This window comes from Ruminiclostridium papyrosolvens DSM 2782, from assembly GCF_029318685.1.
Classification (GTDB): domain Bacteria; phylum Bacillota; class Clostridia; order Acetivibrionales; family DSM-1351; genus Ruminiclostridium; species Ruminiclostridium papyrosolvens.
This window is the reverse complement of the sequence record NZ_CP119677.1, coordinates 401,996-415,263: the sequence shown is the minus strand read 5'-3', so window position 1 is coordinate 415,263 and position 13,268 is coordinate 401,996. Positions and strand designations below refer to the sequence as shown.

At 38.8% G+C, this 13,268-nt stretch carries 10 protein-coding genes and 1 other annotated feature; of the genes, 1 reads left to right on the top strand and 9 read right to left on the bottom strand.

Annotated elements, in window-relative coordinates; translation table 11 throughout:
- Nucleotides 1–15: 15 nt before the first annotated feature.
- From rpoC to rpmG, 9 genes are all read right to left on the bottom strand, one after another.
- Nucleotides 16–3,513, bottom strand: a complete 3,498-nt coding sequence (gene rpoC, locus P0092_RS01840) for a DNA-directed RNA polymerase subunit beta' (protein ID WP_004619838.1) — start codon at nucleotides 3,511–3,513, stop codon at nucleotides 16–18.
- A 16-nt stretch (nucleotides 3,514–3,529) separates the two neighbouring features.
- Nucleotides 3,530–7,270: a DNA-directed RNA polymerase subunit beta gene (gene rpoB, locus P0092_RS01835; protein WP_004619837.1), complete on the bottom strand. Its 3,741-nt coding sequence runs from the start codon at nucleotides 7,268–7,270 to the stop codon at nucleotides 3,530–3,532.
- Nucleotides 7,271–7,767: 497 nt separating this feature from the next.
- On the bottom strand, nucleotides 7,768–8,151 hold the full coding sequence (gene rplL / locus P0092_RS01830; protein WP_004619836.1) for a 50S ribosomal protein L7/L12: 384 nt from the start codon (nucleotides 8,149–8,151) through the stop codon (nucleotides 7,768–7,770).
- Between the two features lie 66 nt (nucleotides 8,152–8,217).
- Nucleotides 8,218–8,748: a 50S ribosomal protein L10 gene (gene rplJ / locus P0092_RS01825; protein WP_004619835.1), complete on the bottom strand. Its 531-nt coding sequence runs from the start codon at nucleotides 8,746–8,748 to the stop codon at nucleotides 8,218–8,220.
- A 40-nt stretch (nucleotides 8,749–8,788) separates the two neighbouring features.
- Nucleotides 8,789–8,943, bottom strand: a sequence feature (ribosomal protein L10 leader region).
- Between the two features lie 54 nt (nucleotides 8,944–8,997).
- On the bottom strand, nucleotides 8,998–9,690 hold the full coding sequence (rplA, locus tag P0092_RS01820; RefSeq protein ID WP_004619834.1) for a 50S ribosomal protein L1: 693 nt from the start codon (nucleotides 9,688–9,690) through the stop codon (nucleotides 8,998–9,000).
- 113 nt (nucleotides 9,691–9,803) lie between these two features.
- Nucleotides 9,804–10,229: a 50S ribosomal protein L11 gene (rplK, locus tag P0092_RS01815; protein ID WP_004619833.1), complete on the bottom strand. Its 426-nt coding sequence runs from the start codon at nucleotides 10,227–10,229 to the stop codon at nucleotides 9,804–9,806.
- Nucleotides 10,230–10,317: 88 nt separating this feature from the next.
- Nucleotides 10,318–10,836 (bottom strand): transcription termination/antitermination protein NusG, encoded by a 519-nt coding sequence (nusG, locus tag P0092_RS01810; protein ID WP_031341765.1) that lies wholly within the window; start codon nucleotides 10,834–10,836, stop codon nucleotides 10,318–10,320.
- 59 nt (nucleotides 10,837–10,895) lie between these two features.
- Nucleotides 10,896–11,126: a preprotein translocase subunit SecE gene (secE, locus tag P0092_RS01805; RefSeq protein ID WP_004619831.1), complete on the bottom strand. Its 231-nt coding sequence runs from the start codon at nucleotides 11,124–11,126 to the stop codon at nucleotides 10,896–10,898.
- Nucleotides 11,127–11,230: 104 nt separating this feature from the next.
- A complete protein-coding gene (gene rpmG / locus P0092_RS01800; RefSeq protein WP_004619830.1) occupies nucleotides 11,231–11,380 on the bottom strand; it encodes a 50S ribosomal protein L33 in 150 nt (49 codons plus the stop codon).
- A 223-nt stretch (nucleotides 11,381–11,603) separates the two neighbouring features.
- Between rpmG and P0092_RS01795 the strand changes: the two genes are divergently transcribed.
- Nucleotides 11,604–13,232 (top strand): DEAD/DEAH box helicase, encoded by a 1,629-nt coding sequence (locus P0092_RS01795; protein ID WP_004619829.1) that lies wholly within the window; start codon nucleotides 11,604–11,606, stop codon nucleotides 13,230–13,232.
- The last annotated feature ends 36 nt before the right edge of the window (nucleotides 13,233–13,268 follow it).

Below are 13,268 nucleotides of genomic sequence, written 5' to 3'. Positions count from 1 at the left end.
TAAAAAGTTATTTGCTTATTCAACTACACTGCTAATACTTATATCCTTGTAACGGCTCATACCGGTACCCGCAGGTATTAGCTTACCAATGATAACATTTTCCTTTAATCCTACAAGAGGATCAATCTTACCCTTAATTGCAGCTTCTGTAAGAACCCTTGTGGTTTCCTGGAAAGAAGCGGCAGACAAGAATGAATCGGTAGCAAGTGAAGCCTTTGTGATACCCAGAAGAGTACGCTCACCAGTTGCAGGGCTAAGACCTGCATCAAGAGCCTTTTGATTTTCCTTCTCAAACTCGAATATGTCAACGAGTCCTCCCGGAAGCAAGCTGGTATCTCCTGCATCTTCTATCTTAACTTTTCTCATCATCTGTCTTACAATTACTTCAATATGCTTATCGTTGATATCAACACCCTGCATTCTGTAAACTCTCTGAACTTCCTGAAGAAGATAAGCCTGAACGCCCTTGATGCCCTTGATTTTAAGGATATCATGAGGATTTACTGAACCCTCGGTTAATTCATCTCCGGCTTCAACAATATCTGCGTCATATACCTTGATTCTTGAACCATAAGGTATCTGGTAGGATTTGGATTCACCGTCTTCAGAAGTAATAATTACTTCTCTCTTCTTCTTAGATTCTGAAAGCTTAACACTACCTGCTATTTCAGATATTATTGCAAGTCCCTTTGGCTTTCTGGCTTCAAACAATTCCTCTACACGAGGGAGACCCTGTGTAATGTCATCACCGGCAACACCACCGGTATGGAAGGTTCTCATTGTCAACTGTGTACCCGGTTCACCGATTGACTGTGCAGCTATTATACCAACTGCCTCACCAACGTTTACCGCACCGCCTGTTGCAAGGTTAGCACCATAACACTTGGCACATACGCCAACCTCTGAATGGCAAGTAAGCACTGACCTGATTCTTACCTTCTTAACACCTGACTTAGCTATTATGGAAGCCTTCTTCTCGTCAATAGCCTCGTCTTTAGATGCTATTAACTCCTTTGTACTAGGGTCATACATATCTTCAGTTAAATATCTTCCTACAAGTCTCTCGGATAGCGGTTCGATTATTTCTCCGCCGTCCTTGATGTCGTAAACTTCTATACCCTTGTCAGTACCGCAATCAAGTTCTCTTACTATAACATCCTGACTTACGTCAACAAGACGTCTTGTGAGGTAACCTGAGTCAGCGGTTCTAAGTGCAGTATCGGCCAAACCTTTTCTGGCTCCATGAGTTGAAATAAAGAATTCCAAAACGTTAAGACCTTCACGGAAGTTTGACTTAATCGGTATCTCGATGGTCTTACCGGATGTATCCGCCATCAGACCTCTCATACCGGCCAGCTGCTTAATCTGATTGATATTACCTCTCGCTCCTGACTGTGACATCATGTACACAGGATTGAATCTGTCAAGGTTATCAATAAGGGCTTTAGTGATACTCTCACCTGTTTCTGTCCAAGTACTGATTACAGAGTTATATCTTTCTTCATCTGAAATCAGTCCTCTCTTATACTGCTTAACGATATTATCAATAGTATTTTCAGTCTCCTGCAAGTATTGCTTCTTTATCTCAGGTATTACCATATCGGATACGCTGATTGTGATAGCACCTCTTGTGGAGTACTTAAAGCCCAATGCCTTTATCTTGTCAAGTATAACGGCTGTTTTGGTAGTACCATGCACCCTTATACATTTGTCTATAATTTTTCCAAGCTCTTTCTTACCTACAAGGAAATTGATTTCCAGGTCAAACAACTTGCTCTCGTCACTTCTGTCTACAAAACCAAGATCCTGCGGAATTGCTTCATTGAAAATAAGTCTGCCCGGTGTACAACTGATAACTTTTCTCATGTTCACACCGTTTATTTCCTTTTCAATTCGAACCTTTATCTGTGCATGAAGACCAAGAACACCTTCTTGATACGCCATAAGAACTTCGTTCATATCACAGAATACTTTTCCGTCACCGGGCTCATTTGGCTTTTCTATTGTCAGATAGTAACTACCCAAGACCATATCCTGTGTTGGTACGGTAATAGGTTTACCGTCCTTAGGTGCCAACAAGTTATTTGCAGACAACATCAGGAATCTTGCCTCTGATTGAGCTTCTGCTGACAGAGGAACATGCACCGCCATCTGGTCACCGTCAAAGTCAGCATTGTACGCTGAACATACCAAAGGATGAAGCTTTAACGCTCTTCCTTCAACCAGTACAGGTTCAAATGCCTGAATACCAAGTCTGTGAAGCGTAGGAGCACGGTTCAGTAGCACAGGATGCTCTTTTATTACTTCTTCAAGAACGTCCCATACTTCATTTCTTACTCTTTCAACCATTCTCTTTGCACTTTTTATATTATGTGCCAAGCCATCATTAACAAGCTTCTTCATTACAAAAGGCTTGAACAGTTCCAACGCCATCTCTTTTGGCAGACCACACTGGAATATTTTCAAATCAGGTCCTACAACGATAACTGAACGTCCTGAGTAGTCAACACGCTTACCCAGAAGATTCTGACGGAAACGACCCTGCTTACCCTTAAGCATATCTGAAAGTGATTTAAGAGGTCTGTTACCGGGTCCTGTTACAGGACGTCCTCTTCTACCATTATCGATTAATGCATCAACTGCTTCCTGAAGCATACGTTTTTCATTTCTTACAATTATGTCAGGAGCTCCTAAATCAAGGAGTCTTTTTAATCTGTTATTTCTGTTTATAACCCTTCTGTACAGATCATTCAAATCTGATGTAGCAAATCTTCCTCCATCCAACTGAACCATTGGTCTGAGTTCAGGCGGAATTACGGGAACTACATCAAGAATCATCCATTCAGGACGGTTTCCGGACAATCTGAATGCCTCAGAAACCTCAAGTCTCTTAACCGCTCTGATTCTCTTCTGTCCTGTCGAATCAGCAAGTTCAGCTCTTAACTCCTTGGACATACTTTCGAGATCAATCTCAGCAAGCAATTCCTTTACAGCTTCAGCTCCCATAGCGGCTCTGAAATTCATTCCAAACTTGTCAACGCTGTCTCTATATTCCTTTTCTGTTAATACCTGTTTTTTTGACAATGGTGTCTGACCCGGGTCAATAACAACATATGATGCAAAATACAGTATCTTTTCAAGGGATCTTGGAGACATATCAAGAATCAAACCCATTCTGCTTGGTATTCCCTTGAAGTACCAGATATGTGATACAGGAGCGGCAAGCTCAATATGTCCCATTCTTTCTCTTCTTACTTTTGACCTTGTAACTTCAACACCACAACGGTCACAAACTATTCCCTTATATCTAATTCTTTTGTATTTACCGCAATGACATTCCCAGTCCTTTTGAGGACCGAAAATCCTTTCGCAGAACAAACCGTCTCTTTCAGGCTTCAAAGTTCTGTAATTTATAGTTTCAGGCTTTTTTACTTCACCTTTTGACCATTCTCTGACCTTTTCCGGAGAAGCTAATCCTATTTTTATAGAATCAAAATTGTTCAGTTCAAACATAGCTTATCTCCCTTCCTTAAAAATCCTCGTCGTCTTCAAAGTCATCGCTTAGTTCATCATCAGCAAATAATTCTTCAGTCAATTCTTCTTCAAGATTATCACCTGTACTAATTGTTCCAATATCAAGATCATCAATATCAAGCTCTTCTTCAAGAACATCGTCTCTTAATTCGGTATCCAGATCATTTGTCAGAACTACTTCGTCTTCTCTGCCTTCGATGTTAACATTCAATTCTTCAAGATCATCTTCAACATACTCTTTTATTGCAATTTCTTCCTGTTCTTCAGAATATACCTTAACATCAAGTGCCAAACTCTGAAGTTCTTTTATAAGAACCTTGAAGGACTCAGGAATTCCAGGTTCAGGAATGTTTTCTCCCTTAACTATGGATTCGTATGTCTTAACTCTACCTACAACGTCATCGGACTTAACTGTAAGTATTTCCTGCAATGTATAAGCAGCTCCGTATGCTTCGAGAGCCCAAACTTCCATTTCCCCGAATCTCTGACCACCGAACTGAGCCTTACCACCAAGTGGCTGCTGAGTTACAAGTGAGTATGGTCCGGTAGAACGAGCATGTATCTTATCATCAACCAAGTGAGCCAATTTAAGGTAGTACATATATCCAACTGTTACTCTGTTGTCAAATGGGTCACCTGTTCTTCCATCATAAAGAACTGTCTTTCCATCAGGGTCTTTTCCTGCTTGAATAAGAGTATCCCTGATGTCTTCCTCTGTTGCTCCGTCAAATACAGGAGTTGCAATTTTCCAGCCCAATGCTTTTGCTGCAAATCCCAGATGGACTTCAAGCACCTGACCGATATTCATACGTGATGGAACGCCGAGAGGATTCAAAACTATCTCCAGCGGTGTACCATCCGGCAAGAACGGCATATCTTCTTCGGGTAGTATTCTTGAAATAACACCCTTGTTACCATGTCTTCCCGCCATCTTATCACCAACAGAAATCTTTCTCTTCTGGGCGATGTAACATCTTACAAGCTGATTTACTCCTGGTGGCAGTTCATCACCATTCTCACGGGTGAACACCTTAACGTCAACAATAATACCGGATTCTCCATGAGGTACTCTCAGGGATGTATCACGAACTTCTCTCGCCTTTTCACCAAATATTGCTCTTAGCAAACGTTCTTCTGCTGTAAGCTCAGTTTCTCCTTTTGGAGTAACCTTACCAACTAGGATATCTCCTGAACGAACCTCAGCACCTATTCTGATAATTCCTCTGTCATCAAGGTCTTTTAGTGCTTCCTCTCCAACATTTGGAATATCTCTTGTGATTTCTTCAGGTCCCAGTTTAGTATCTCTTGATTCAGCTTCATATTCCTCTATGTGTATGGATGTATATACATCCTCTTTAACCAGTTTTTCATTTATAAGAATAGCATCCTCGTAGTTATAACCTTCCCAAGTCATAAATCCTATGAGAATGTTTCTACCCAGAGCTATTTCTCCATTATCTGTTGACGGTCCGTCAGCAATAATTTCACCTTTTTCTATCATCTCGCCTTTTCTTACGATAGGCCTCTGATTCAAACAGGTTCCTTGGTTTGAGCGCATATATTTCAGCAGTTTATAAGTATCTTTTTGCCCACTGTTAGTCTTAATAACTATTTCGTTGGCAGATACCTTGTCAATAACACCTGCATTTTTGGCAATAACACAAACTCCTGAATCTCTTGCTGCCTTGAACTCAATACCTGTACCTACGATAGGAGAATCAGCCTTAATCAATGGAACCGCCTGACGTTGCATGTTAGAACCCATCAGCGCACGGTTAGCATCATCGTTTTCAAGGAACGGAATCATTGCTGTAGCAACAGATACCATCTGTTGTGGCGAAACATCCATGAAGTCAATTTTATTGCTCTCAACTTCCAAAATTTCATGTCTGTAACGAGCTACTACCTTATTTGAAACAAAAGTTCCGTCATCTGAAAGTGGTTCCGTTGCCTGAGCAACAACAAATGGGTCTTCTACGTCAGCTGTAAGGTATACTATCTCATTTGTAACTCTTCTGTTTTTCCTATCTACTTTTCTGTACGGTGCTTCTATAAATCCGTACTCGTTTACTCTTGCATAGGTACTTAATGAACCTATCAAACCGATGTTCGGACCTTCAGGTGTCTCAATAGGACACATACGACCATAGTGAGAGTGGTGAACGTCACGGACTTCAAAGCCGGCTCTCTCTCTGCTCAATCCACCGGGTCCTAAGGCACTTAATCTTCTCTTGTTAGTTAACTCAGCAAGAGGATTTGTCTGATCCATAAACTGTGACAGCTGACTGCTTCCAAAGAATTCTTTTATAGCAGCTGCAACCGGTCTTATGTTTATCAATGCCTGAGGGGTAACTATATCAATATCTTGTATAGTCATTCTCTCTCTTACAACTCTTTCCATTCTTGAGAGACCTATTCTGAACTGATTCTGGAGCAATTCTCCGACGGAACGGATTCTTCTGTTACCCAAGTGGTCAATATCATCAATAGAACCGATTCCATAATCAAGATTAATAATATAATTTATCGATGCAATAATATCATCAATTGTGATATGCTTAGGAATCAGGTCGTTAATTCTCTCTTTAAGAGTTTTCTTTATCTGCTCTTCGCCGCTTGTATTTTCAAGAATTTCTTTCAATACAGCATACTTTACTTTTTCGTTTATATTTAAATCTGATATATCAAAGTCAACATAGGCATGTATATCTACAGTATTGTTTCCGATAACTTTTATAGATTTACCTTCAACTGAAAGGTAAACTATATTTACACCGGAGTTCTGAACTTCTACAGCCTTATCTCTTTCAATTAATTCACCTTCGGTTACTAATACCTCACCAGTCTCAGCTGATACGATATTCTCTGCAGCAACTTGCCCACTGATCAGATTTGATATTGCTAACTTTTTATTAAACTTAAACCTACCAAACTTGGCAAGATCATATCTCTTTGGATCAAAAAACAAACTGTTAAGCAGAGACCTTGCACTATCAACTGTAGGCGGTTCCCCAGGTCTTAATCTCTTGTATATTTCAAGTAAGCCTTCTTCTGTAGTTTTTGCATTATCCTTTTGTATTGTTGCAAGAAGTCTTTCATCTTCACCCAACAATTGCATAATCTCAAAGTCAGTACCGTACCCCAATGCTCTAAGCAGCACAGTTAAAGGCAACTTCCTTGTCCTGTCTATTCTGACTGAAAGTATATCGTTTGAGTCTGTTTCGTATTCAAGCCATGCTCCCCTGTTAGGAATAACTGTGTTCGAATACAGCTTTTTACCAACACGGTCAAACTTCATTGAATAGTAGATACCGGGTGACCTTACCAACTGGCTGACAATTACACGCTCTGCACCATTAATTATAAAGGTTCCTGTATCTGTCATAAGAGGAAAATCACCCATAAAGATTTCCTGCTCTTTAACTTCTCCGGACTCCTTGTTAATTAACCTTACCTTCGCCTTGAGAGGGGCTGAGTATGTAGTGTCTCTTTCCTTACATTCTTCGACACTATACTTTGGCGTATCATCAAGGGAATAATCCACAAAATCCAATATTAAGTTTCCAGTATAATCTGTAATCGGGGAAATATCTCTGAAAACTTCACGAAGACCTTCATCCAAAAACCATTGATATGAGTTCTTTTGAACCTCAATCAGATTTGGCATTTCCAGTACTTCTCGCATTTTGGAATAACTCATCCTGGTGTTTCTACCCAATTTTACGGGTTGTACCATATTTATATCACCTCATAAACTTATGACTTTATTAGGAATATTTTAAAATTTCACATAATTAGAATTATATTATGCAAAATCGTAAATCAAATTAACTGCAGTTACAAATATTAACAAAACAAAGATTTATTAGGACATGTTTTAGTAATTTTTTCAGGTACTTCTAACTCCGTATATATTCCTAAAACCTACATATAATAAACCCATAGCAAACATTAAAATATTATTAACAATTATTGTCTTGTTTATTCGTATATGCTATAATTATATACATCAAGTACGAATCTTCGATTCGGAAATGATAATAGAATTTTAATGCAGTATATAATTATATCATAGTATGTATAGCTTGTCAATCACAAAAACGCATTAAATATGGCGTTTTTTTATTTTGTTTTTTCTACATATTGCATATATTTAACTTAAACTAATTTAATTTAACTTAGATTTAAAAAAAAGAGGCGCTCACTGAGTGCCTCTTTTTTGTTAAGTTGAAATTATTTAATTTCAACAGTTGCTCCAACTTCTTTGAACTTAGCTTCAATTGCAGCTGCATCGTCCTTTGAAACATTCTCTTTGATAGTCTTAGGCGCGCCATCAACGAGATCCTTAGCTTCTTTCAAACCAAGACCAGTTGCTTCTCTAACAACTTTGATAACCTTGATTTTGTCTGCTCCAACGTCCTTTAATATAACGTCGAATTCAGTCTTTTCTTCTGCTGCTGGAGCTGCTCCACCTGCTGCAGGTGCTGCTGCTACTGCTACAGGAGCTGCTGCTGATACTCCGAATTCTTCTTCAAGAGCCTTTACGAGTTCTGATAATTCTAAAACTGTCAAATTCTTTACATCTTCAATTAACTTTACAACCTTTTCGCTAGCCATTGTATAATACCTCCAAATAATTTTTGTTTTTAATAATTTTTTAATATTTAAAGCTTCTTAATAAAATTAAGCATTTGCTTTTTGTTCAGCAATAGCATTCAATGCTACAACCAAACCTCTCATATTGCCGTTCAATACATTTACAAAACCGGATATAGGAGCATTGAAGCCACCCAAAACCTTTGCAATAAGCACCTCACGTGATGGTAACTCAGCAAGAGCCTTAACGCCTTCAAGATCTATAACCTTACCTTCAACAACACCTACTTTAAGTTCGAGTTTTTCAAATTTCTTTGCAAACTCTGAAAGAACTTTTGCAGGCGCTACAGCATCAGATGAACTGATAGCCATGGCTGTTGGTCCTGTTAAAAAGTCATCTACCTCAATTCCGCTTTCCTTCATTGCAAGGCTTGTCAATGTATTCTTAACTACCTTATATTCAACTCCGGCTTTTCTAAGAGCGTTTCTGAGTTCAGTATCCTGTTCAACAGTTAATCCTCTATAATCAGCAAGTACAATTGATTGCGCAGACTTTATCTTTTCAGTTAAATCTGTTACAACTTGTTTCTTCTGTTCAAGAATCTTGTTACTAGGCAAAATATCCACCTCCTTTTGTTTAATAGCAGTTTATCTATAAAAATATAAATAAAAAACCCTTTGTTTGTGCATAGACATACAAAGGGTAATTAATTCGTTATTAATAAAACCTCGGTAGGTTGATCTTCATCAATTATGCTGTCGGTATAGAATCCTTTGAGCACCTACTGTCTATGGCACAATATTCAATTTCCTATAATATAATAATACTAAACAAGTTATTTGTAAAGTACCTTTTTTTTCTAAGTATTATTCAACTCTCAATGGATTGATTTTTATACCAGGTCCCATTGTTGAAGTAACAACAACACTCTTCAAATACTGACCCTTTGCAGCAGCTGGCTTAGCCTTTACAATAGCTCCAAGAAGAGTACGGAAATTATCCATAAGCTTCTCATTACCAAATGATGCTTTTCCAATAGGACAGTGAATTATATTTGTTTTATCAAGTCTGTACTCAATCTTACCGGCTTTAATGTCGGCAATAGCTCTTGCTACGTCCATTGCTACAGTACCTGCTTTTGGGTTAGGCATAAGACCCTTAGGACCTAAAACCTTACCTAATCTACCAACAACACCCATCATGTCTGGAGTTGCTACAACTACATCATATTCAAACCAGTTCTCGTTCTGAATTTTTGTTACTAATTCTTCAGCACCAACAAAATCAGCTCCGGCTTGTTCTGCTTCCTTTGCCTTATCTCCTTTTGCAAATACCAACACTCTAACCTTTTTACCAGTTCCGTGAGGAAGTACTACCGCACCTCTAACCTGTTGGTCTGCATGTCTGGAGTCAACACCAAGCTTAACATGAACTTCGATTGTCTCATCAAACTTTGCCTTAGCAGTTTTCTGAGTAAGTTCAAGAGCCTCTGAAGGTTCATAAAGCTTTAATCTATCAATAAGTTTTGAGCTTTCTTGATACTTCTTTCCTCTAAACATTTGTCACACTCCTTAAGTGGTTAATTATTGTCGGAAACCTAAAGTTTCCTCCCACGAATTGTCAAAACTGCATTACGAGCAGTCTTTGCACTTTCGTACATCGCCTGAAAAAATTATTCAACTACTACGATACCCATGCTGCGAGCAGTACCAGCAATCATTCTTGCTGCTGCATCAACACTTGCTGCATTTAAATCAGGCATTTTCTGCTCAGCTATTTTACGAACTTCATCCATTGTAATCTTCGCAACTTTATCCTTGTTTGGCTTACCAGAGCCGCTCTCAATCTTGCACGCCTTTTTCAGAAGAACAGCCGCTGGAGGAGTCTTTGTTATGAAGGAAAACGATCTGTCAGCGTATACTGTTATAACAACAGGAATAATAAGTCCTGCGTCTTTTGCTGTTCTCTCGTTAAATTCCTTACAAAAACCCATAATGTTAACGCCATGCTGTCCTAATGCTGGTCCAACCGGTGGAGCCGGAGTTGCCTTCCCCGCAGGAATTTGAAGTTTTACGTAACCTGCAATTTTCTTTGCCATTAATTCCACCTCCCAAATTTCTTACCAATTGCTTATTTTGATTTATTGAAATGACAAAACAGTTTAACTGTCTTATCTGCCTTATGGCCTAAATTTTCTGAATCTGTGTCAATTCAAGTTCAACAGGAGTCTCTCTGCCAAACATTGATACAGAAACTCTAACCTTCTTTTTCTCAAGATTAATCTCTTCGACAATCCCGATAAAGTTTTCAAGAGGTCCGGATGTAACTCTGACATTATCATTAACTTCGTAATCTACTTCCGGAGCAAATTCTTCAACTCCCATTGCCTTAACTTCGTCATCAGACAAAGGCACTGGTTTTGATCCTGGTCCTACAAAGCCGGTAACCCCTCTGGTATTTCTAACGATATACCAAGACTCGTCCGACATAATCATTTTGACAAGAACATACCCTGGAAATACTTTCTTAAGAGTAGCCTTTTTCTTGCCATCCTTGATCTCAATCTGCTCTTCCATCGGAACAACAATGTCAACGATGTAATCCTGCATACTTCTGTTTTCAACTATCTTTTCAAGATTTGCTTTAACTTTGTTTTCATACCCTGAATAAGTATGAACAACGTACCACTTAGTTTCTTCAGACATATCAAAAACAGGCCCATCCAAAAGAGCCCCATGTCCTCCCTCTAATTCTTGTGAACCAATTACTTCGTAAATACAACCTCAGCGAGCTTCGTAAATCCGAAATCAGCAACCCATATTATCGCGCCAACAATCAGGCAGAAAATAAGTACTGTCGCGGTATTGTTTATAAGCTGAGTTCTATTTGGCCAAATAACCTTCTTCAGCTCAGCTTTGATCTCTCTGTACAACTTTACAATTCCTTGTCCACTCTTTTTTAACCGAGATACTTTTTTAACCTCGTTTTCAGCCATTTTAATCACTTCCCAATAATAATATTTAAATAAAATTGGCAGTTATACCGTAATTGTTGACACAAAATACGTATAATTAAACATTGCCGCCCTCTTACACAAAACTATTTTGTTTCCTTATGAACAGTGTGCTTGTGACAGAATTTGCAATATTTTTTAAGTTCAAGTCTATCTGGGTCATTCTTCTTATTCTTCATGTTAGAATAATTTCTCTGTTTACAATCAGTACATGCGAGCGTAATCTTAACTCTCATCAATAACACCTCCAGCCGCTCAAATTGTATTTTCTCCATGTATGCTTTTTAATCTATTTTGACATAAAAAAAAAGACTTACACAGGAGCAATATTAAATTTAACATATATATAATAAAAAGTCAAGCAGTGTTTTAATATACACTCTGTTTTCCACTGAGTATAGAACAACCTCTAACTAAATGTTATAATTAACAATATAATTTTAACGAAAGAAGATTACAATGAACAAAACATTTAATGATTTGGGCGTCTCAGCCCCTCTTTTAAAAGCTATTGATGACATGGGCTTTAAAACTCCCACCGAAGTCCAGAGCAAAGCAATTCCGCATATTCTTAATAATGAAGATTTGATTGTTATGTCAAAGACAGGCAGCGGAAAAACTGCCGTTTTCGGAGTTTCAATGCTACAGATGACAGATCCTGAGGCAGAAGGTCCTCTTGGACTTATTTTGACTCCGGCAAGAGAACTGGCAGTACAAGTGGACAGTGATATTCACAAAATGGCAAAATATTTAAAGCATAAAACTACTGCCGTGTATGGTCAACATAATATTAATGTAGAAACTCAAACTCTTAAAAAGGGTGTGTCAATTGTTACGGGAACACCGGGACGTGTTTTTGATCATATAAGCCATGGTTCACTGGTAACAAAAAATATTCGTTTTCTGGTTCTGGATGAAGCAGACAGAATGCTTGATATGGGCTTTCTAGATCAGGTCGTAAGGATTATAAAGACTTTGCCTAAAGACAGGATTACCCTTCTGTTCTCCGCCACCATGCCCCCTGAAATACATAATATCTGCAGCAGATATATGCAAAATCCCACTACTATAGAAATCGAATCACAGACTAAGACCGTGGATACTATCCATCAGGTGTATTACAGAGTTAATTATAATGAAAAGAATACTCAGTTGAACCGTCTGCTTATTGTTGAAAAGCCGGAAAGCTGCATGATTTTCTGTAACACAAAAGCAGCTGTTGACAGAGTTCAGAGCTTCCTTACCAAAAAGGGTTATTCTTCTCAGGCTCTTCACGGTGATATCCCACAGAGTAAGCGACTGAATACCATACAGCAATTTAAACAGGGAAAGTTTCATATTCTGGTGGCAACAGATGTTGCTGCAAGGGGTATTCATATCGAGGGTCTTTCCCTTGTAATTAACTACGATGTCCCCAATGACAAGGATAACTATGTACACAGAATCGGACGTACAGGAAGAGCCGGACATGATGGTCGCGCTTTTTCACTTGTTACGGGTGATGACATTATTAGTTTATATGAGATTGAAGAACATATAGGAGCTTTGGTGCCGGAGGAGGAACTGCCGGACGAGAGTACCTTTAACAAGGCACTGGTTGAAGCAGAGCAATGGATTAAAACAAATTCTTTAAAGGACAAAGCTCCCCGTTCAACTTCCTCAGAATCAACTGATATTAAAAAGAAAAGCTCATACAGCAAAGACCCTCAGAAAACACCTCGTTCAAAGCCGGATTATTCGAGACGTCCGGTTACTCAAGGAAAACCCGCGGGTAAATCTCTTTCCTCTGAGCCAAGGCCCGAAAGAATTAACAAGGGTAATGCAATACATTCCGACAAGAGACCGCCCAAAACAACACCAGTTGCTGCAGGAATTTCAAAACCTCCTATACGCTCGGTTTCAAGGCATGTTTCGCCAAATAAAACACAGGGATTACCCTCAAATGATTTGAGACGTTCCGCTCCTGTTCAGTCCTCTAACAAGGTTCAGACCTCCGGTGTTGTAAACAGTAAAAGCACTGCCAATACTTCCAAGACAAATAAACAGTCTGTGATTAAAAAGATTCTTAATAAAATTTTTGGCAGATAGGCTGTAATTCTATATACATAAATAAAAGGGTGGCTG

What these genes read in the sequence shown, in the direction of transcription:
- rpoB (WP_004619837.1), bottom strand. Translation starts at nt 7,270, where the DNA reads ATGGTACAACCCGTAAAATTGGGTAGAAACACCAGGATGAGTTATTCC.
- rplK (WP_004619833.1), bottom strand. Translation starts at nt 10,229, where the DNA reads ATGGCAAAGAAAATTGCAGGTTACGTAAAACTTCAAATTCCTGCGGGG.
- P0092_RS01795 (WP_004619829.1), top strand. Translation starts at nt 11,604, where the DNA reads ATGAACAAAACATTTAATGATTTGGGCGTCTCAGCCCCTCTTTTAAAA.
- nusG (WP_031341765.1), bottom strand. Translation starts at nt 10,836, where the DNA reads ATGTCTGAAGAAACTAAGTGGTACGTTGTTCATACTTATTCAGGGTAT.
- rpmG (WP_004619830.1), bottom strand. Translation starts at nt 11,380, where the DNA reads ATGAGAGTTAAGATTACGCTCGCATGTACTGATTGTAAACAGAGAAAT.
- rplL (WP_004619836.1), bottom strand. Translation starts at nt 8,151, where the DNA reads ATGGCTAGCGAAAAGGTTGTAAAGTTAATTGAAGATGTAAAGAATTTG.
- rpoC (WP_004619838.1), bottom strand. Translation starts at nt 3,513, where the DNA reads ATGTTTGAACTGAACAATTTTGATTCTATAAAAATAGGATTAGCTTCT.
- secE (WP_004619831.1), bottom strand. Translation starts at nt 11,126, where the DNA reads ATGGCTGAAAACGAGGTTAAAAAAGTATCTCGGTTAAAAAAGAGTGGA.
- rplA (WP_004619834.1), bottom strand. Translation starts at nt 9,690, where the DNA reads ATGTTTAGAGGAAAGAAGTATCAAGAAAGCTCAAAACTTATTGATAGA.